This is a genomic window from Belliella baltica DSM 15883 (assembly GCF_000265405.1).
In the GTDB taxonomy this organism is placed as follows: Bacteria; Bacteroidota; Bacteroidia; order Cytophagales; family Cyclobacteriaceae; genus Belliella; species Belliella baltica.
In genome coordinates this window covers 46,284-66,150 of record NC_018010.1, presented here as the reverse complement: position 1 = coordinate 66,150, position 19,867 = coordinate 46,284, and the positions used below count along the sequence as shown (strand labels likewise).

Here is a 19,867-nt window from a genome sequence, read left to right as displayed (position 1 = left end):
GTTTTTATACCCTAATTATTGAAATAAGGTATTTTCGCAAGTAAGTTAGTGAGAAATCGACCTCTTATGCTTCAAATTAAAGATATTTTGATGCATTAACACGAAATTAACCTTCATTGTTACAGGGGCCAAAAGAATAAGATTAAGGGGATTGCTCCAATTGTGATTAAAATAGAAATTGGGAGACCCATTTTGAAATAATCCTTGAATGCGTATCCCCCAGGTCCCATCACGAGTGTATTGGATTGATGACCTATACTCCGAAGACAATTATTTCTTGCATTGTGTTATTTTGAATTAATTCTAGTTAAAAAGAAAATAGACCAATCACAAATAGAAAATTATTAGCCTAAAGCAACATCCAAAATCATCATGATCGTAAATCCAGCCATAAAACCCAGAACTGCTAGATCTGTATATTTATCTCTTTGAGTTTCAGGAATTACTTCTTCTACTACAACGAATATCATGGCGCCTGCAGCAAATGACAGTGCATAGGGCAAAATGTCTTGCATATAAATCACTGCTACTGCTCCAATAACTCCAGCAATAGGCTCAACTATGGCAGAAAGCTGACCATACCAAAAACTTTTTCTTCTACTAACTCCATGTCTTCTTAGGGGCATAGCAACTGCCATACCCTCCGGGAAATTTTGTATTCCTATCCCTATAGCAAGCGCTATGGCAGCCGAGATGCTCGCACCTTCCATCCCCATCGAAGCTGCTCCGAAAAGAATTCCTACAGCTAATCCTTCAGGAATATTATGTAAGGTGATCGCCAAAAGTAACAATGTGGATTTATGCCATTTTGTAGCAAGTCCTTCTGTTTCGTCCTTATTGAAATTGATGTGGAGGTGAGGCATAAATTTATCCAAAGCAAAAATAAAGAGACCTCCTGTCAAGAATCCTACAGCAGCAGGAATCCAAGGTGCTGAAGGGAATAACTCCTCTGAATGCTTAATGCTTGGTGCTAATAATGACCAAAAACTAGCCGCAATCATTACTCCGCCAGTAAATCCAAGTAAGGTGTCAAAAACAGACCTTTTTATTTCTTTGAAAAAGAATACCAAAGAAGCTCCAAGCGCAGTGACAATCCATGTAAATGTCGTTGCTAAAAAAGCAGATTTAACTGGACCAATTTCCTCTGCAAAAATTTCAAGTGATTCTAACATAGGTATAGGTTTTTACAAAAGTATCTAATTTTTGAATCAAAATCAATGGATATCCTATTTTGTCGAATTTCTAGTATCATTTAGTGCCTTAAATACGGCAAATTCTTTTTATGATAATGTGCAAGGATAAAAGTATTTGAAAATTTTATTTAGAATCTTGTGGATAATTATCAACAGCTAACGGTTCATGGCACATCAAATAGAGTATTTAGATTACTTAAAGTGGCTACTGATGTAAAAGCAGATATACATATTATTTCAAATTACCTGTGATTGAAAAAACGAAATTTCTACCGGGAGCAGCCAAGCCTGAGCTATAAGTTCTGTAACGAACATCAGCGATATTTTCAACACCGAAGTTTAAAAAAAATGAATCGGATAATTGATACTTCCCTTTGATATTTAAAGTTGCCCATGAAGGAGAGTATGGATTTCCATTTTGGTCATTAGCATAGAGCTCAGGTTTACCAATTTCTTCCAATGGAAGATCTTCAAATTTCATTTGTCTTGCATATTCAGCATAAATCTGACCTGACCATTTGTTTTTTCTATAACTAAATCTAGTAACTCCATATGCTGGTGGTGCATGTCTAGATGGGCTGATTTGACCATCATCAGTTTCCTCTTCGCCTTTTTGAATATTGTATCGAGAAGATAAAGAAAAATTATAAGGAAGCTTAATTTCAATCGCAGCCTGAACCCCGAAAATTGTTGCTTTCGCAGCATTTTGTAAAGCGTAAATCCTGCTGACCTCTCCATCATAAATTAGGCTATCTTGACCATTCAAAGTAAAATCTCTCCTCACAATGGCGTTTTCAAGCAAGGTATAATAGGCAGAAAAATCCAACATCAAGTTTTCGCCTAGAACTTTACTTAACCCAACTTCAATATTATAAGCATATTCAGCATCTAAATTTGGGTTGGGGATCAAAACTGTTCCGGGTTCAGAATCGAAAATCTTTCCAATGTCATCTACATTTGGAGCTCTGAATCCTGTAGAAGCATTGACATGAATAGCATAGCTATCAGAAGGAGTTAAGACTAATCCCATATTACCTGTCAGGGCTGTATTCCTTAGCTCAGCGTCATCAAATGGGAGCGGGTAAAAGTCTAAATTGTTGCTAAAATCTGCATCTAAAGAGAAGTTGTTTACCCTCAAGCCAGATTGAAACAAAAGGTTTTTATTTATTTTATTTTGAAAACTAATATAAGCAGCGCTTGAGGCCCAAGTCGCCATTGGATATCTTGATGGTCCGACGGAAGTTTCTTCAGACTCTATATTTTCATTGATTCCTGTAGAATTAACATCATTTAGAATCCATTCTATGCCATAGAAAAGCTTAGATGAGGAGCTTAAGTTTTTATAAAAATCTAAATTTGCAGACCAAGCTGCAACTTTTTCAGTTCTAGTTCTTCTAATGGGATCGTTGAAATTCCTGTCTATTCTACTTTCTTCAAAATGTTGTAAAGCTAAGCGTATTGAAGCTTCATCGAAGAGTTTGTTTTTTTCAAGATATGTGGCTTGTAGATTACTCATCATCCATATTTGAGGACCATAATCCCATTCTCCACTTCTAGGCTGACCATTTGGTCTAAAACGAATGTGCCTGTCAAACCGAGAAAAGTCAGAGGTTTCCGAATAATGAAATCCATATTGGAAATCCCATTTTTGATTTGGTTTAAATAGGATCTTTTGCATCAAGTTTGTTTGGGAGAAGCCACTTGGTTTTTGTACCCTTGGATCAGGGTTTGTTAATATTTGATCTTGGTCATTGATTCTGATGACATAAGTTTGTTTTAGGTATTCATTTGGACCGTACTTACCCATTTTCAAATCGCCATAATTGCTTCTTGTGAAACTTGTAATTGAAGCCCATTTTTTACTACTTAATCCTATATGTAGATGTGCAGTTTGCTCTTGATTCGCTGTGGATGTCCTCAAGGTACCGCTTCCAGTGAATTCAAGATTGTCTGAATTGGCCAATTTTGGAGTTAAAGTGCTGAAACTCATCACTGCGCCTATCGCATCACTGCCATAAATAATCGATCCAGGTCCAAATAGCACTTCGGTGCTTTCTGTCGCAAACGCATCGAGTGAAATTACATTTTGTAAATTCCCACTCCGAAAAATTGCTGTATTCATTCGCACTCCGTCAACAGTATACAGTAATCTATTTGCGGAAAACCCGCGAATCATCGGACTTCCACCTCCTTGCTGACTTTTTTGTATAAAAACTTCCCCAGAAATCCCAAGTAAATCTGCGGCTGTTTGGGGGTTGAGTAATTCCACACTTTCCTTGTTTATGCTACTTATCTTAGCAGGGATTTCTTGTCTTGATTGGCTCCATCGTGTGGCAGAGACTACAGATTGCTGTAAAGTGATTGAAGATGGTTTTAATAAAACAAGAAAGTCTTGATCTTCAAGTTGCTTGTACGAAAGAGTTTGGCTGTTATAGCCGAAAAGTCTGATTTGAATCTTTTCTACTCCTTTTAGTCTGGAAATATCTGCTTTACCATCAGAGTTGGTATTGATCAATATTTTCATCTCTTGATTAAAAATCGAAACGAAGTCTAAGCGCTCACCTGACTCTTTGTCTTTTATAGTTAAAGTTTGAGCCAGAGAGGTAAATAGAACAGAGAAAAAAACTATCAGTAAGCTTAATTTTTTCATTTTTGCTGCTTTCAAAATCGAAAGTACAGTAAAGCAGTGATTTTTATTAGATGTTTCATACGAGCGGATGAAATTTAACATGTGAAGCAAAAAAGCTAGACAGAGTCTAGCTTTTTTGCGAAGTAAAATTATGCTCTTCCTTTGAGCATTAAGTCCCAATACATAAAAGGAAGACCATATTTTTTCAAAAGCCACATGCTATATTGTTCTTTTGTGGTATCTACAAATTTGCTGATAAGTGGATCACTGTCTCGAATATTATTGTATTTGAATTCAGCCAAAACCATTTTACTATACCCTGTCACCAAAGGACAAGAAGAATAGCCTTCATAAATTTCCTGATCCAATTCGCCGTTTTTTATCAAATGATATAAATTTCCACTGACTATAGGTGCTTGTTTCCGTATAGCAGCTCCAGTTTTAGCTGTTGGAAGAGCTGCTACATCGCCTAAAGAAAATATATTTGGGAATCTTTTGTGCCTTAAGGTATTGATATCGACATCTACCCAGCCTTTGTTAGGGCCTTCTTGAAGTGAGACTGCTGAATTTCTTACAAAATCAGGGGCCTGCTGTGGAGGTGCAATATGAAGCATATCATATTTTATCTTGATTTCTGTATCTCCATTCAACTCTTCCCCAATGGCTGGTTTTAGATTTTTCGCACATTCTTGGATATTGCTATTGACATATTTGAAAGTGATTTCTTGTTTTTCACTATCAATTTTAATTGGAGCGTAGTACGTTTTTAAAATTATATCTCTCTCAGCTATTATTTTATTCAATGTTTTCGCAAATTCTGGAACTCCAAAGATTACAGTACCAGGAGTGGCGAAGATTACATTTGTTTTTTCTCTCACTTTTATATTTCTGAAATGCTCTTCAGCCATATACATGATTTTTTGTGGAGCACCGCCACATTTGATTGGAGTCGTTGGTTGTGTAAAAATGGCATTACCTCCTTTGAAATTCTGAAGAATTCCCCAAGTTTTTTTTGGATCTATGTAGTTGCTACAAACATTGTCTTTTTTAAGGGCTTCAGAAAGTCCAGGTAGTAACTCTGGAGCCATGACCAAACCAGGTGCAAGAACTAAATAGTCGTATGTTATATCTCCCGAAAACTCAGTTTTTACTAAATTATCAAAAGGAACGACATCTGTCGCTTTGTCTTTGATCCATTTTACTCCTTCTGGGATATATTTCGCTTCTTTTCTTTCTGTATCTTCAAACCTAAATGCTCCTGCACCTACAAGTGTCCAGGCGGGTTGATAATAATGCTTTTCAGAAGGTTCAAGAATGGTAATTTGAAGCTTTTTGTCTTTTTTGCGAAGCTGTGCAGCTACTGTGATACCTGCTGTGCCTCCACCTATAATCAAAATTTGAGTGTGGTTCATGACTAGTTTTCTTTTGATATTCGTCACAAAATAGACTTATTTAAAGCAAAAAAAAGGTGATGATAGTCACACAAAGCATAAAAAAACCTAACCAAAAAAGCTGGTTAGGTTTTTAATTTGATCGTTTTCAGATTACATATTGTCGTCTGGAGCTTCGATTTCTATATCAAAATTGATCAACTCTGGTTCGATTTCTAAAAGGTCTGGAGCATCTTCGTCCGAAATAGCTCCTCTTTCGACAAGTTCAGCGATCATATCTATTTGTAAGGACATATCAATACCTTCATCATGACTCTTTTGAAATTTTTCCATCAACTCTTCATTAGAAAGTTCCGCGTATCTGTCTCTTCTCGCTTGTTTTAATTTTTCTTTTTTCTCTTCAAGGAGTTTTTGCTCTCTTGCTGCCATATTTTCTTTCCACTCAGAGATGTATTCATTAGAAAGTGTAGTTCCGAAAAATGGTGTTTCATCCACTGGAATTGTTTCTTGACTACCATCTTCATGTATTATTAAAAATTCTTGATCACTTTCTTCCAATAAATATTCATCGCCAGTTTCTATATCAACAATTTTATCTTCTTCATAAATATATCTCTCTTCAATAGATTTTTCTTGTTTACAAGAAAATAAGATAGAAGTACTCAATAATGCTATAATTAACTTTTTCATTTCTTGAATATATTTTGATTAGTATAAAGTTTTATTTTCTTTTTTAAGCCAATTTTCAAATACGATTTTTGCTTCATCGGCTAATATTTGTTTAAAAGGGATTTTTCTTTGATGATAAGGTAAATCTAATTCATCATAGATAAACTGATCATCAAATCCAGCCTTTGCGGCATCTTTTTTTGAGTTGGCGTAAAATACTCTTGCTGGTCTCGCCCAGTAAATGGCTCCTAAACACATTGGGCATGGTTCGCAGGAAGTATAAATGTCGCAGTCTTCAAGTTGAAAATTATTTAAATTTTTACATGCGTCTCGAATGGCCATCACTTCAGCATGAGCTGTAGGGTCGTTTGTTGAAGATACTGAATTTGATCCTTTTCCTATCACTTCTCCATTTCGCACAATAATACAGCCAAAAGGACCTCCTTTACCTAAATCCATTCCTTTTTGGGATAATTCTATGGCCATTTTCATAAAAATTTTTTGCTGTTCTGTCATCTTTTGTGAGTTGAATTCTGATTTTTTATGTAAAACAATCATAGCATTGTACGGAATTTTTATCAACTGGTTACTTTATTTCAGTTGAATAGTAAGAAAAAGCAAGAAAAATGAAAGAATATTCTGAGAAGAGCGGTTTGAATTTATCAATTTTAAAAATAAAGTTTCTAAGAGGGTTTTAAAAAATGTAGGGAATAGGGTGTTTTAGCAATTATGCTATCCATTTATTCAAGAATTGCAAAAAATTATCTTTGTAATTGTCACTTACTGTAATGGTGGTGTTTCCAATATTTACAGCATTTCTTGCGATCGAGTCAATATGATCCAATGAAATAATAAAGGATCGATGAATTCGCATAAATTTTTCTGATGGTAGCATTTCCTCCATCGTTTTAAGGCTCGTGAGTGACAGAATTGGGTTAGGTTTGTCGATAAGGTATACTTTAACATAATCTTTGTAAGCTTCCACATAGGTGATTTCTTTGAGCATGATCTTCACCAATTGATATTCCACTTTCAAAAATATATAGTCTGCATTTGCAGGAGAATGTGGCTTTGCATTTTTCTCCTCAAAATATTGATAAGCTTTCGTGGAAGATTTTAGAAATTCTTCATAGCTGAATGGCTTCAATAGGTAATCCAAAGCATCAACTTTGTATCCCTCAATGGCAAATTGGTTGTATGCCGTTGTGAAAATAATTCGTGGCTTGCTATCACCTTTTTTTCCATCTATGATTCTGGCAAACTCCATTCCTGACAAATCAGGCATTTGAATGTCTAAAAAAATCAAATCAATTTCATTCGAATTTACATAGCCTAAAGCTTCAATTGCATTGTCGAAAGTAGCATCAAGGTCAAGGAAAGATGTTTGCTTGATGAATTTGGCTACCAATTGTAAGGCTAAAGGTTCATCGTCTATTGCAATGCATTTGATTTTCATTAGAGATTTATTTTAAGATTCACATGATATTCATTTTCAGGATTTTCGTCCAAGATATCAAGTTCATAATTATTGCCATACAGCAAATCTAACCTTCTTTTTGTGTTTTGAAGTCCAATCCCACTAGCGTTTCCTTCAGGTGTATTTTCATTTGATTTGAAAATACCATTTTTTGTAGTTAAGATCAATTTCTTTTGATCGACATGGAGCGATATACTGATTTTGCTTTCCATTTGTGAGCTAATTCCATGTTTAAAGCAGTTTTCAATAAATGGCAAAATCAACATTGGTGCAATTGAGGCATCTTCAAATTTTTCAGGGATTTCTATTTCTAAATTTACCTTAGACGAAAGTCTCAAGCGCATTAATTCTATGAAATCTTTTATGAAGTCAATTTCTTTAGAAAGAAGAGTGTGTGTTTTTTCTGTTTCGTAAAGCACATAGCGCATCATTCTACTAAGTTTCAACAAAGCTGTTTTGGCTTTTTCTACGTCAATATTGGTCAAGGAATAAATGTTATTCAGTGTATTGAAGAAAAAGTGTGGATTGATTTGAGCTTTCAAATACGTCAATTCAGAGTTGATTTGTTGTTGCTTTTGTTCAATTCTCAACTCTTCTTCAGATTGCCATTTTTGAACCGAAGCAATACTTGTACTAATACCCACTGCCATGTAAAATATGAGAAGTTGCGAAATGTCCCAATAGTAATTTCTAGGTCTTGGAGTATAAGGGACATCAGGTCTGAAGGCCTTGTGCATCAATTCTGGCATCTTAGTCCAATCGTCATAAGCAATTAATAATCCCACATAAGCTAGACCAGCAATTAGGTTGATAATTAAAAATAAGGGGATCTTATTTTTGAAAAGAACTTTGGGAATTAAATAGAAAAAGTTAATGTAAAAAATACTAATTAATAAAGAAAAATTGAGTGATTGCTTCAGCCAAAAGGCTATTGGACGCTCTACGCCAGCAGATAGTGGAGAAAGTACGAAGATGACCAATCCAAACAAAGCCCAACCAAGAATATGGATGATTATCGAGAGTTTTCGTTTGTAGTTACTGTTTTTGTTCATGCTTTAATTAGGCTTAATTCCTGTAAACTAAAATAAAATATTGTTTTTAACCTAATAAGATCTGCCAGCTTATTAATTTTCATGTCGAAATGGCGAAAACAGAAGATTAAACTTTTTTGAAATTGATTAAAATCCCTTCATCAGGTTAATTTTATTATTGGTCGATGAATAATACCTTTCAGTCTATTTGATTTTTTTTTGATTTTAAGTCAATGTTCCTTTGTTGTCGGAAACTGTATTTACAGCAGCGGAGAAAATAATTTAAACATTGTAAAGCCATTTGGACTTTATAAATATCTCAAAAATTATTTCTCTTTTTTCATAAGTAAGAATCTGAAATTCAATTTATAACAAGAAAATGAAATACCAACTCTTAATTTTAGCACTTTTAGTTTTTCTAACGCCTTACAAGGAATTGCAGGCGCAGTCTACCACAACAGAAAAGCCAGTTTACAGAATCAGTGGTAAAATCTTAGATGCTGAATCAGGCGAGCCTATTCCTTACGCGGCCGCAGCACTTTTGGATGCAGAAAGTATGCAAAACACCACTGGTGCAGTTGCAGACTTAGACGGAGAATTTGTAATCACAGGATTCAAAAACGGAAAGTATATACTACAATTGAGTAATTTAGGTTTTGAACCTTACAAAACTCAGGTTATTGAAATTACCACTGGAAATACGAATGTGAACCTTGGTGAGATCAAGTTGAAAGGTGAAGCAATTGGACTTCAGGAAGTGACTGTTCAAGGTCAAAGAGCATTGATAGAAGAGAAAGTAGATAGAACGATTTATAACGCTGAAAATGACAAAACCACTATTGGTGGTGATGCAAGTGATGTGTTGAGAAGAGTACCAATGCTTTCAGTAGATTTGGATGGTAATGTTTCGATGCGAGGTAGTTCAAATATATTGGTTTTGATAGATGGAAAGCAATCAGCAATCGTAGCAAATAATCTTGCAGATGCATTGAAGCAGATTCCAGCGGAAGAAATCAAATCTGTAGAAGTAATCACTTCGCCATCTGCTAAGTATGATGCAGAAGGTACAGGTGGTGTTTTGAATATCATCACAAAGAAAAATAATCTTCAAGGAGCATCTTTGAATATCAATAGCAGTGCAGGATTAAGAGGATCAAACCTTGGTTTGAATGCTAGTTTGAAAAGAGGGAAAATGGGATGGACGCTCGGTGGTTACGGCAGAAGCGGCTATAATATCTTGGGATCTTTTGAAAATACCCAAACGCTTCTTAATCCTAATGGAAGTGATGTGAGAATTCAGCAACAAGCTGAAACAAGAAATAATATGCTTTTTGGAAGGTATAATCTTGGTTGGGATTATGAATTGAACAAATATAATTTCTTAACAGCATCTGTAAGTGTTGGAGTTAGAAATATGAGAAATAGACAAGAAGGGCTTTTAACCAATACTTTTATTGAAGATGTTTTAGCGAATTCGTTGTTGAGAGACGTTAATGTTGACAACTTATCTAATAACGTAGATTTCAATTTTAATTACACCAAGACATTTGAGACTCCTCAAAAGGAATTCAGTTTATCAGGACTTTATAGCAGAAGTAATAACAACAATGATTTTGTGAATAGCCTTTACAATGGAACATTTACAGATATTGCTAGCAGAATAAAAAATGAAAATCTAGGCATAAATGAAGAATTTACTGTTCAGTTAGATTACGTAACTCCTGTGGGAAATTCAGGGACACAAATCTTGGAATATGGTGCTAAAAACATCTTAAGGAAAGCAATCAGTGATTTCGCATACTTTACAGCTGAAGGTTCTGAAGGAGAATTTCAGCAGGTAGATGACATTGCTTTCTCCAACGAATTCAATTATGATCAGAATGTCTCTGCAGCATATGCTTCTTATACACTTGGATTCTTAGAAAATTATACTGTAAAAGGCGGATTGAGATATGAATACACCAATATCAATGCTGATTTTAAAAATTCTGATTTGCCAGCAGATATTCCTTCTTATGGGGTATTTGTACCAAGTTTCAACATCGGTAGAAAGTTAGCAAATGGGAACATGCTGAAGGCAGCTTATAACAGAAGAATCCAAAGACCTTCTTTGCAGTTTTTGAATCCTAACATTAATCAGGCAAACCCACAGCAACAGTCTCAAGGAAATCCATTACTTGACCCTGAATTGACAGATAATTATGAATTGGCTTATAGTACATTTATAGGAGGGAGTTCTTTAAACTTTACTTCTTATTTCAGAAATACGACAGGATCTATCCAGCCAGTAAGAACGATCAGTGATAATGATGTGATTTTCACAAGCTTTGAAAACATTGGTAGTGAAAAAGCAATAGGTTTCAGTGTGTTTTCAAATATTAATATATCAGGGAAATTCTCTTTGAACGGAAGTATTGATACCTATTATGCAATGCTTACTAATGGCTTAGATGACCCAATGTTTGCGGCTTCAAATGAAGGTTATGTAGTCAGTGGTAGATTATTTGGTAACTATACACTTCCGAAAAACTGGCAGCTTCAGGCTTTCACTTTTGCAAGAGGCAGAGCAGTTCAGTTGCAAGGTTCAGCGGGCGGATTTGGAGTCTATGGAATGAGCATCAACAAGCAGTTCAATGAAAAACGTGGTAGTGTAGGTTTTGGAATGGACAATTTCTTTACTAAAGAGTTTAGAATCAAAAATGAATTGATCACTCCGACAATCATGCAACAAAGTACGGTTGGTATGAGAAACATGAACTTCAAAATCAATTTCTCTTACAGAATCGGTAAACTTAGTGTAGAAGGAAGCAGAAGAAAGAAAAGAGGAGTAACTAATGATGATATGAAAGAAGGTGGTGAAGGTGCTGCTGGAGCGATAATGAATAATAACTAATAAGAATTTTAAATTCTTATTTTATCAAAAAAAAGTCTGCTGGAAACAGTAGGCTTTTTTTTATCTTTACATTCAATTCTAAAAAAAAGTATCTTTATCTATTAAAATAATCAACCATGGATATTCAATCGCTTAAATTAGACTTGATTAATTGGCTAACTAATTTACAAGATAAAGCCATTTTGAAACAACTTCAAGGTTTAAAAGAACAAGATAAGAATTCAATTTTAATGAGTGCAGATCAGGAAAGTGAATTAGAAAGAAGAATTCAGCATTATGAAAATGGGGATTCAAAGTTTTCATCTTGGGAAGATGTAAAGCAAAGAGTCAAAGATAAAGCTAAAGATGTCTTATAATTTCAGATATTCTGAAGAAGCAGAAATAGATATTTTTGATTCATATCTTTTTTATGAACGTAAAAAGCTTGGCTTGGGAGAAGATTTTTTAGTGGAACTAGAATATGCTAAGAGGGCAATTTTGATTAGCCCTTTTACATACAGAGTAGTTTTCAAAAATAAAGTCAGAGTGTTTATTATTCAAAGATTCCCTTATTCTTTATATTATATCATAAATGGTTCTAATGTAGATGTGATTTCTGTGTTCAATACAAATCAAAATCCAACGAAGTGGAAAGAAAGATTGGGTTAAATCGATATGTTATCTGGGATTAAAAAAGACCTACTTCTCAGCAGGTCTTTATTAATTCTATTTTTCGAGATACTTCTTATTTCTTATACATCACTTGCTTTACAGCATCGATGGTTCTTTTTACGTTCGGGATAGTTACATCAATGTAAGTTGGTGCATAACTCAATGGCACATCCATCGAGTTTACTCTAACAACAGGTGCATCAAGGTAATCAAATGCATTTCTTTGGATATTGTAAGTCAATTCAGAAGAGATGGCAGCAATTGGGTTTGCTTCTTCCACTACAACGCATCTGTTTGTCTTCTTAACAGACTCAAGACATGTAGCGTAATCAATTGGTCTCACAGTTCTCAAATCAATCACTTCAGCTTCAATACCATCTTTAGCAAGTTCTTCAGCAGCTTCCAAAGCTACTTTCATCATCTTACCAAAAGAAATTATCGTTACATCTTTTCCTTTTCTTTTGATATCAGCAACTCCGATAGGTAACAAATATTCGCTTTCGGGAACTTCACCTTTGTCACCATACATTAATTCTGACTCCATGAAAATTACTGGATCATCATCTCTGATTGCTGCTTTCAATAAACCTTTTGCATCGTAAGGATTAGAAGGAACTACTACTTTCAATCCTGGCGTGTTTGCAAACCAGTTTTCGAAATTTGAAGAGTGCGTAGCACCAAGTTGTCCGGCATTCCCTGTTGCACCACGGAATACGATAGGTACATTGTATGCACCACCAGACATGGCATACATCTTAGCGGCAGAGTTGATGATTTGATCAATTGCTACAAGAGAAAAGTTGAAAGTCATAAACTCAATGATTGGTCTAAGTCCATTCATCGCAGCGCCTACTCCAAGACCAGAAAATCCTAGTTCAGCAATAGGAGTGTCATATACTCTCTCTGGACCAAACTCGTCTAACATGCCTTGGGATACTTTGTAAGCTCCGTTGTATTCTGCTACTTCTTCACCCATGAGAAACACGTTTTTGTTGCGTCTCATTTCTTCTGACATAGCTTCTCTTAATGCTTCTCTGAATTGTATAACTCTCATTTTTATATCAAAATTTTCGTGCGTAAAAATAGAAAGTAATCGTTCAATTACAAAACCATATCAGGAACTTCCAGATATATTTTCAACTCAAAACCGATTGTTTTTACCTTAAAATTGAATTTATTCTGGTTTTATTACGCTTTTACCAGATTCGATCCAGTTGTTTAGACCTCCTTCCAGCATAAAGACTTTTTTGAAACCCATCTCTTTCATTTTGGCAGTGGCTGGAATCGTTCGTTTGGCAGATCTGCAATAGACATAGTATGTTTTCTTCTTGTCTAAGGTGCTGATTTCCTTTTCAAAATCATCACCCAAAAAGTCTGCAAACTCAGCGCCTTCGATATGACCATCAGCTACTTCCTCGGGAGTTCTAATATCAAGAATTACCGCTTTTTTGCTCTTTTTGGTAGCTTTTTCGAATTTATCAGGAGTTAAAGCTTTTACTTCTTCCTGAGCAGAAGCGTTGTTGATCTGCAAAGTGAATGTGAAGACAAAGGCTAAAAGGATGGCTTTTGAGAAGTTGTTAAATATGTTTTTCATGATCGTTTTTATTGGTGATTCATTTGATTTACTTTAGCATAGTATTGCATCAAATTTACAAACTTATAACACATCAACCTTGAAGAAAATTGCTTTAATTTCAGATTCTCATGGATATATGGACGAGGCGATTGTAAGCCATTTGCAAGATGCAGATGAAGTTTGGCATGCAGGAGATATTGGCGACTTGGAAATTTTGGAATATTTACCAAAAGAAAAAATCCATAGAATCATTACAGGAAATATTGATGACCAAACTGCTCAGGAACGCTATCCCGAAGAAATTTGGTTTGAAGTAGAGGGTTTGAAAGTTGGGATGCTTCATATTGGGGGCAAACCACCGAGATATGCAAATGGTGTGAAGGAGAAAATCCAAAAAAATGGTGCAAAGTTATTTGTTTGCGGTCATTCACATATTTGCAAAGTGGAATTTGATCCGAAAGTAGATTGCCTTTATATGAATCCAGGAGCTATTGGAAGACATGGATTTCATGTGATTCGGACCATGTTGCTTTTTGAAATCAATCAGGGAAAATTACAAAATCTTCGTGTTGTTGAACTTGGCAAAAGAGCAAAATAAAAAGGGTAGCAATCTGATCGCTACCCTTTTTATTTCTCGAAAAAAGAAACGTTGAATTCCAACTTAGAAGTTTTTCTTCAACTCTTCGATGTCCACATTTTTGATTACCGGCTTGGCACTCAATTGCTTAATCTTTATAACTCTAGTAGTCTGAGCTTGTCTCTTTCTTTTTAATTTTCTCTTTAATGTAGTAACAGCCATTGTCTTATCTGTTTATATGATCTCAAATGAAGCGCAAAATTAATGGATTATTTTGAAATGACCCTACAACCTTCAGAATATTTTGTAATTCATTTTGTCAAAGTTAATCATACAATACAAATGATATTGTAAATTTAGATTCAATTGTTTCACTTGATCTGTTAACTTTGCCCAAAATTCAGAAATCAGCATGGCAATTCAGAAACCTACTTTACCTAAAGGCACGAGAGATTTTGGTCCGCTTCAGATGGCTAGGAGAAATTATATTTTTGATATCATCAAAGATACTTTTAAGCTTTTTGGCTATCAGCAGCTTGAGACTCCTTCAATGGAAAATCTCAGTACGCTAACTGGGAAATACGGTGATGAAGGAGATCAGTTGCTTTTTAAAATTCTGAATAGTGGGGATTATTTGAAGGATGTTACTGCTGCTGACTTGGAAGCAGGAGCGAGTGCTACTTTATCAAAAGTTTCAGAAAAAGGACTTCGTTATGACCTCACAGTTCCTTTTGCGCGCTATGTGGTGATGAATCGGAATGAGATTTCTTATCCATTCAAACGATTCCAAATTCAGCCTGTTTGGAGAGCCGATAGGCCGCAAAGAGGGAGATATAGGGAATTCTATCAGTGTGATGCAGATGTAGTTGGGACGGATAGTTTGGTTTGTGAGTTGGAGATTTTACTGATGATCAAGCGGGTATTTGCTCAGTTAGGTTTGAAGGATTATGCGATTAAAATCAACAACAGAAAAATTCTCACAGGCTTAGCAGAAGTAATCGGTTCAGCAGGGCGAGAGTCAGATTTGTGTGTCGCAATTGATAAACTGGATAAAATTGGTTGGGAAAAAGTACAAGAGGAACTTGTTCAGCGTGAGTTTTCTTCCGATGCTATCAGCAACTTAAACCCTATTATAGATTTAAAAGGATCGAATGCTGAAAAATTAGAGTTTTTATCTTCCTTCTTGGCGAGTTCAGAAACTGGACTAAAAGGAGTAGAAGAATTAAGAGAAGTTTTTGACCTAATCGAACAATATGGAGACACGGAAGATTTTATTGATTTTGATGTGGTTTTGGCCAGAGGCTTGTCTTATTATACAGGTGCGATTTTCGAAGTAAAAGTAAATAACGTATCCATCGGCTCGGTTAGTGGAGGCGGAAGATATGATAATTTAACAGGTGTTTTTGGTCTTGAGGGGGTTTCTGGAGTTGGTTTTTCCTTTGGAGTAGATAGGATTTATGATGTTTTAGAGGAGTTGGATTTATTCCCGTCTGATCAGCTGAAAGGAACTCAGGTTTTGATTACATACTTTGATGAGGAGGGTAAAAAATATGGTTTGAAGGTGCTCAATCAATTGAGAAGCAATGAAATTCCAGCTGAACTTTATCCAGATATTTCCAAAATTAAGAAGCAATTTACTTATGCTGACAAGAAGCAAATTCCTTTTGTGATTGTAATTGGATCTGAAGAAATAGAAAAGAGCGAAGTGAGTTTGAAAAATCTAATTACTGGAAACCAAAAAGCTATGTCACTTAAGCAGGCAATTGAAGAAGTAAAAAAAGGAGTTTGATAAATCAATCAACTTCTAAAACTGCATTGACAGGAATATGAACACCGCCTTTAAGCGTGATAAACTCTTGGCCAACTGCCCAAATTGTAGAGTAAACCATAAATATTCTTTCATCGGCTGTTTCGAAGGTGATGTTCACTTTGCTTTGCAGTAGATTACCCAAAGCCTGAGCTCTAAAAAGTTCATTCCATCTTTTTTTGATTTCTACATTTGTCGATAAGACTTCTCTTTTGTTGAAATTCAAGTTTTTGATATCTTCTTTTTCAATTTTTTCAATAGTTTTCATCGCCTTTAATCTCCTTTATGTTTAGATATACTGATTTAATACTGTGAAAATCTTATAATGGTTTCATTTTTGTTGAATTAATTTTAAAAATAAAATTATATTTTATTTTTATTGTTTTTATGATATAATATATCGAGTCGCTAACATTTAAAACTCTAGCTAAAAAGATTATATTTGCAGTCAAAAATAAGGAACAAGAATATGTTTGATTTTATGAATATCATGAATAAGGTGAAAGAAGCTCAAGCCAAAATCAAAGAGACTCAGGCTAAGCTCGTGCACCTTACTGCAGAGGGAGAGGCTGGTGCAGGAATGGTTAAAGTAATTGTCAACGGTAATCGAAAAGTAGTTTCCATAGCTATGGATGATACGCTAATCAATCCATCAGACAAAGAAATGCTAAGTGATTTGACCGTGGCAGCGATAAACAAAGCAATGGAAGCGATCGAAGTTAAGATTAAAGAGGAAATGAAGTCAGCTACCGAAGGAATGATGCCAAATATTCCAGGCATGGATTTAGGAAATATGTTTTAATGCAGAAGGCTGCAATAGTTATATTGAATTATAATGGGGAGGAAATGCTCAAGCGTTTTCTTCCTTCTGTTTTGGAGCATAGTTATTATCCAGTGATTATTGCAGATAATGCAAGTACTGATAATTCGCTTTTATTTTTGGCTCAAAATTATCCATTGCTTCAAGTTTTAAAACTTGAAAAAAACACAGGTTTTGCAGGTGGATATAATGAAGTGCTTCTGCTGCTCCAAGGGCATTATGAATATTATATCTTACTCAATTCTGATGTCGAAGTTACTCCTTTTTGGGACAGAAAACTGATTGATTTTTTAGAACAAAATCCGAAATATGTGGCTGTTCAGCCAAAAATTCTATCAGTTCTTAATGAAGGTTATTTTGATTATGCAGGTGCAGGTGGTGGTTTTTTGGATCATTTAGGTTACCCCTATTGTCGAGGAAGGATTTTTGATTCAATAGAAAAAGACAGTTCACAATATAATGATACAGTAGAAGTAGATTGGACTTCAGGAGCATGTATGGCTATCAAAGCTGAAGTTTTCAATAAATTTGAAGGCTTTGATGATCGTTTTTTTGCACACATGGAAGAAATTGATTTATGTTGGAGAATCAGATCTGCGGGATTCAAAGTTGCTTATTTTGGAGAGGTGGAGGTTAAGCATCTAGGGGGAGGTACCTTGTCAAGATCAAGTCCTAGAAAAACATTTTTGAATTTCAGAAACAATTTAATCATGTTGCATAAGAATTTACCACTTGAGGAGTTCAGAAAGAAATATTTCGTAAGAATTCTTCTTGATTGTCTAGCAGCAATTGTGTTTTTGTTTCAAGGAAAGAATAGAGAAAGCAAAGCAATTTTCGAGGCACACTATGATTTTCAGCGTATCAAAAAAATATCTAAGGTAAATTCTATGGCATTAAACTTGTCGTCAAAATCTGTCAAGAAAATTGACTCTATTGTTTGGCAATATTATGTTAAAAACAAAAAGTTATTTTCTGAACTTTAATCGAATAAAACAGGATTGTTCATCTTTCTAAAATACTTCCTGATTTTCATCATCATTGCCATGCTGACATAAATAATCACAGGCGAACCTAAAGTGATGAAAGAGCTGTATATAAAAAATAGTCTAATGCTATCAATTGGAAAGTTGAGTTTTTCCCCTAATCTAGAGCAAACACCAAAGGCACGGTCTTCAAAGAAAAGTCTTAGTTTATTCATAATAATTGGTTTTCAACTAGTTTGAAATAAATGTAACAAATAAATTGCAATAATTTGATAATCTATTTTAATGCCAAATGTTTAAAATCACGCAAAGTATATTGACAATCGCATTTTTAATTGTTCTTTTTGGCAACTGTTCGCCAAAGCTAAGCAAATTTGATAATTTGTTAGACGGAATAAATGCAAAACCTGAGGCATTGACTATGCATAGAGATTCTGTAAGGTTCAAATTGGATGGCGCTATTCCATTACAATATCTCAGAAGTGATGTAAAAATTCTTCTTTATCCAGAATATAGCTATGGAGAAGGTGCATTGAGGCTCTCTGAAATAGTTGCTTTTGATGGTGCTTACACGAAGGTTAATAATGAGGTTAAAGTAGAATCTAATTTTGTTTTCCCTTATCTACCAGGTATGGAATCGGGTGAGTTGATTCTCAAAGGCCTTGTTATGCAAAAAGGTCGTGCTAGAAATATTACTTCAAAAAAAGTGGCTGATGGATTATATACAACTCCACTTTTAGCGAGAATTGGTCAAGTGACTCCTGATGAGCCAATTCCATCAATTGGAGTTTACATGGAATCTGATTTTTCCCAAATTCAAAGAGAGGTTTCTCAAGAATTTACTGTTTCATTTCCTTTGGCAAGTAACTTATTGAAAGATAATTCCTTGGATAATTCAGATGGTTCGCCTATGATATCTTTGGTAAATCCAGGTAAGGTTCTCAAAAAAATCACCGTTACAGGAATACATTCATTGGAAATTCAAGAGCTTGATGATACAGATGTTGCTTTACGAAGGAGCGAAATAGTCGGTCAAAAATTAAGAACTCTAATTAATAATCCAAATATTCCAGTCATCTCTACCATAAGGCGACAGGATTGGTTTGATTTTAGGATTTTGCTTGCAGAATATGATGGAATCACACCTCAGCAAAAAGAAGAATATTATAAAATTATTTTAAGTGAAAAGGCTTTCGATACGCAACTCAGGGAGATTCAGCGATTGAAAACTTATAACCAAGTGTCAAGAGCACTTTTCCCGAAATTAAGAGTTGCAAAAATATCGGCTGTGTATGAGAATACAGGTTTTTCTGATCCAGAAGTTTCAGCGAGTGTATATAAATTATTGAATGAAGGGAATTCATTAGAAGGGTTTTCTAAAGAACAATTAATTTATGCTGGCCAAGTCGCAAAAAGATTAAAAGAGAAAGAGCAGATTTTTTCGCTTTTAAATGAAACAGATAAATCTGAGCTTTCCTTAAACAATCTTGGCGTAGTCTATCTCAATCAAGCCCAACGTGAGTTGAATTTGCGAGAGAAAAATCAACTAATAAGCAAAGCAATTAGTCTTTTTAGAGAGGCAAATAGATTAAACCCTAATTCCTATTCTTTTTATAATTTGGGACAAGCGTATTTATTGAGAGGAGATTATTTTGAAGCTTATGTTGCCATTTCTGAAGCATCTTCGCTTGAAAGAGATGAAACTAACGAGTTTTTAAGATTTAATGAAGGGCTACGTGGAGCTATCGATATCATTAATGGAGATTATAAGCTCGCAACGATTAGATTAAATCGAGCTCCTGAAAATGAAAGTAATTTGTTTAATAAAGGACTAGCATATTTTTTGGCAGAGGATTTTCGAAATGCTTTGGAGGCCTTCGAAGAAAGTGTCCAATATAATCGTGAATATGGCTATGGTTTTTATGGACTTGCTATGGTAGCAACGATTACTGATGATAAGCAAGCAGTTTTTGAAAATCTTTCAAAAGCTGTAGAAAGAAGTGAGTATTTACGAGAAAGGTCAATGACAGATTTGATTTTTAAAAAATTCAGATCAGATCCAGAGTTTCTGGAAGTATATAAATAGGACTTAAAATGAAACATATAAAGCTACTCGTAAGGGTGGCTTTTTTTATTTCGTCAAAAATATGCTGCGTGGACATTAACTTTT

The 19,867-nt window shown here is 34.8% G+C and carries 20 protein-coding genes; 8 read left to right on the top strand and 12 right to left on the bottom strand.

The window, feature by feature from the left end; translation table 11 throughout:
- Nucleotides 1-344: 344 nt before the first annotated feature.
- The 7 genes from BELBA_RS00335 to BELBA_RS00305 form a co-directional block, all read right to left on the bottom strand.
- Nucleotides 345-1,172 carry a ZIP family metal transporter gene (locus BELBA_RS00335; RefSeq protein ID WP_014770757.1) on the bottom strand — a complete coding sequence of 276 codons (828 nt, stop codon included), beginning with the start codon at nt 1,170-1,172 and terminating at the stop codon, nt 345-347.
- Between the two features lie 253 nt (nt 1,173-1,425).
- Nucleotides 1,426-3,843: a TonB-dependent receptor gene (locus tag BELBA_RS00330; RefSeq protein ID WP_052307652.1), complete on the bottom strand. Its 2,418-nt coding sequence runs from the start codon at nt 3,841-3,843 to the stop codon at nt 1,426-1,428.
- 128 nt (nt 3,844-3,971) lie between these two features.
- Entirely contained in the window at nt 3,972-5,234 is a 1,263-nt protein-coding gene (locus BELBA_RS00325; RefSeq protein ID WP_014770755.1) for an NAD(P)/FAD-dependent oxidoreductase, read from the bottom strand.
- A 132-nt stretch (nt 5,235-5,366) separates the two neighbouring features.
- Nucleotides 5,367-5,903 (bottom strand): hypothetical protein, encoded by a 537-nt coding sequence (locus BELBA_RS00320; protein WP_014770754.1) that lies wholly within the window; start codon nt 5,901-5,903, stop codon nt 5,367-5,369.
- Nucleotides 5,904-5,921: 18 nt separating this feature from the next.
- A complete protein-coding gene (locus BELBA_RS00315; RefSeq protein ID WP_041779159.1) occupies nt 5,922-6,398 on the bottom strand; it encodes a nucleoside deaminase in 477 nt (158 codons plus the stop codon).
- Between the two features lie 211 nt (nt 6,399-6,609).
- Entirely contained in the window at nt 6,610-7,338 is a 729-nt protein-coding gene (locus tag BELBA_RS00310) for a LytR/AlgR family response regulator transcription factor (protein ID WP_014770752.1), read from the bottom strand.
- Nucleotides 7,338-8,411: a sensor histidine kinase gene (locus BELBA_RS00305; RefSeq protein WP_014770751.1), complete on the bottom strand. Its 1,074-nt coding sequence runs from the start codon at nt 8,409-8,411 to the stop codon at nt 7,338-7,340. Before BELBA_RS00305 ends, BELBA_RS00310 begins: the two co-directional genes overlap by 1 nt.
- 358 nt (nt 8,412-8,769) lie before the next feature.
- Between BELBA_RS00305 and BELBA_RS00300 the strand changes: the two genes are divergently transcribed.
- From BELBA_RS00300 to BELBA_RS00290, 3 genes are all read left to right on the top strand, one after another.
- Complete coding sequence (locus tag BELBA_RS00300; RefSeq protein ID WP_014770750.1) at nt 8,770-11,283, top strand: TonB-dependent receptor; 2,514 nt, start codon at nt 8,770-8,772, stop codon at nt 11,281-11,283.
- Between the two features lie 116 nt (nt 11,284-11,399).
- On the top strand, nt 11,400-11,639 hold the full coding sequence (locus BELBA_RS00295) for an addiction module protein (RefSeq protein ID WP_014770749.1): 240 nt from the start codon (nt 11,400-11,402) through the stop codon (nt 11,637-11,639).
- Nucleotides 11,629-11,931: a hypothetical protein gene (locus BELBA_RS00290; protein WP_014770748.1), complete on the top strand. Its 303-nt coding sequence runs from the start codon at nt 11,629-11,631 to the stop codon at nt 11,929-11,931. The genes BELBA_RS00295 and BELBA_RS00290 overlap by 11 nt, the downstream gene beginning before the upstream one ends.
- Nucleotides 11,932-12,007: 76 nt before the next feature.
- Here the strand turns inward: BELBA_RS00290 and BELBA_RS00285 are convergent, their stop codons facing one another.
- Nucleotides 12,008-12,988 carry a pyruvate dehydrogenase complex E1 component subunit beta gene (locus tag BELBA_RS00285; protein WP_014770747.1) on the bottom strand — a complete coding sequence of 327 codons (981 nt, stop codon included), beginning with the start codon at nt 12,986-12,988 and terminating at the stop codon, nt 12,008-12,010.
- 120 nt (nt 12,989-13,108) lie between these two features.
- Entirely contained in the window at nt 13,109-13,528 is a 420-nt protein-coding gene (locus BELBA_RS00280; RefSeq protein WP_014770746.1) for a rhodanese-like domain-containing protein, read from the bottom strand.
- A 79-nt stretch (nt 13,529-13,607) separates the two neighbouring features.
- Here BELBA_RS00280 and BELBA_RS00275 point away from each other — a divergent pair, with 79 nt between their 5' ends.
- Nucleotides 13,608-14,108, top strand: a complete 501-nt coding sequence (locus BELBA_RS00275) for a metallophosphoesterase family protein (RefSeq protein ID WP_014770745.1) — start codon at nt 13,608-13,610, stop codon at nt 14,106-14,108.
- 63 nt (nt 14,109-14,171) lie between these two features.
- Here BELBA_RS00275 and BELBA_RS19805 read toward each other — a convergent pair whose 3' ends face one another.
- Nucleotides 14,172-14,309 (bottom strand): hypothetical protein, encoded by a 138-nt coding sequence (locus BELBA_RS19805; RefSeq protein ID WP_014770744.1) that lies wholly within the window; start codon nt 14,307-14,309, stop codon nt 14,172-14,174.
- A 190-nt stretch (nt 14,310-14,499) separates the two neighbouring features.
- Between BELBA_RS19805 and hisS the strand changes: the two genes are divergently transcribed.
- Complete coding sequence (hisS, locus tag BELBA_RS00270) at nt 14,500-15,876, top strand: histidine--tRNA ligase (protein WP_014770743.1); 1,377 nt, start codon at nt 14,500-14,502, stop codon at nt 15,874-15,876.
- Between the two features lie 4 nt (nt 15,877-15,880).
- Here the strand turns inward: hisS and BELBA_RS00265 are convergent, their stop codons facing one another.
- Nucleotides 15,881-16,162: a hypothetical protein gene (locus tag BELBA_RS00265; protein WP_014770742.1), complete on the bottom strand. Its 282-nt coding sequence runs from the start codon at nt 16,160-16,162 to the stop codon at nt 15,881-15,883.
- A 201-nt stretch (nt 16,163-16,363) separates the two neighbouring features.
- Here BELBA_RS00265 and BELBA_RS00260 point away from each other — a divergent pair, with 201 nt between their 5' ends.
- Together BELBA_RS00260 and BELBA_RS00255 are read left to right on the top strand one after the other, a co-directional pair.
- Nucleotides 16,364-16,696: a YbaB/EbfC family nucleoid-associated protein gene (locus tag BELBA_RS00260; RefSeq protein ID WP_014770741.1), complete on the top strand. Its 333-nt coding sequence runs from the start codon at nt 16,364-16,366 to the stop codon at nt 16,694-16,696.
- Nucleotides 16,696-17,697 carry a glycosyltransferase family 2 protein gene (locus BELBA_RS00255; RefSeq protein ID WP_014770740.1) on the top strand — a complete coding sequence of 334 codons (1,002 nt, stop codon included), beginning with the start codon at nt 16,696-16,698 and terminating at the stop codon, nt 17,695-17,697. Before BELBA_RS00260 ends, BELBA_RS00255 begins: the two co-directional genes overlap by 1 nt.
- Here BELBA_RS00255 and BELBA_RS00250 read toward each other — a convergent pair.
- On the bottom strand, nt 17,694-17,912 hold the full coding sequence (locus tag BELBA_RS00250; RefSeq protein ID WP_014770739.1) for a PspC domain-containing protein: 219 nt from the start codon (nt 17,910-17,912) through the stop codon (nt 17,694-17,696). The genes BELBA_RS00255 and BELBA_RS00250 overlap by 4 nt on opposite strands.
- A 77-nt stretch (nt 17,913-17,989) precedes the next feature.
- Between BELBA_RS00250 and BELBA_RS00245 the strand changes: the two genes are divergently transcribed.
- Complete coding sequence (locus tag BELBA_RS00245; protein ID WP_014770738.1) at nt 17,990-19,783, top strand: tetratricopeptide repeat protein; 1,794 nt, start codon at nt 17,990-17,992, stop codon at nt 19,781-19,783.
- Nucleotides 19,784-19,867 lie beyond the last annotated feature (84 nt).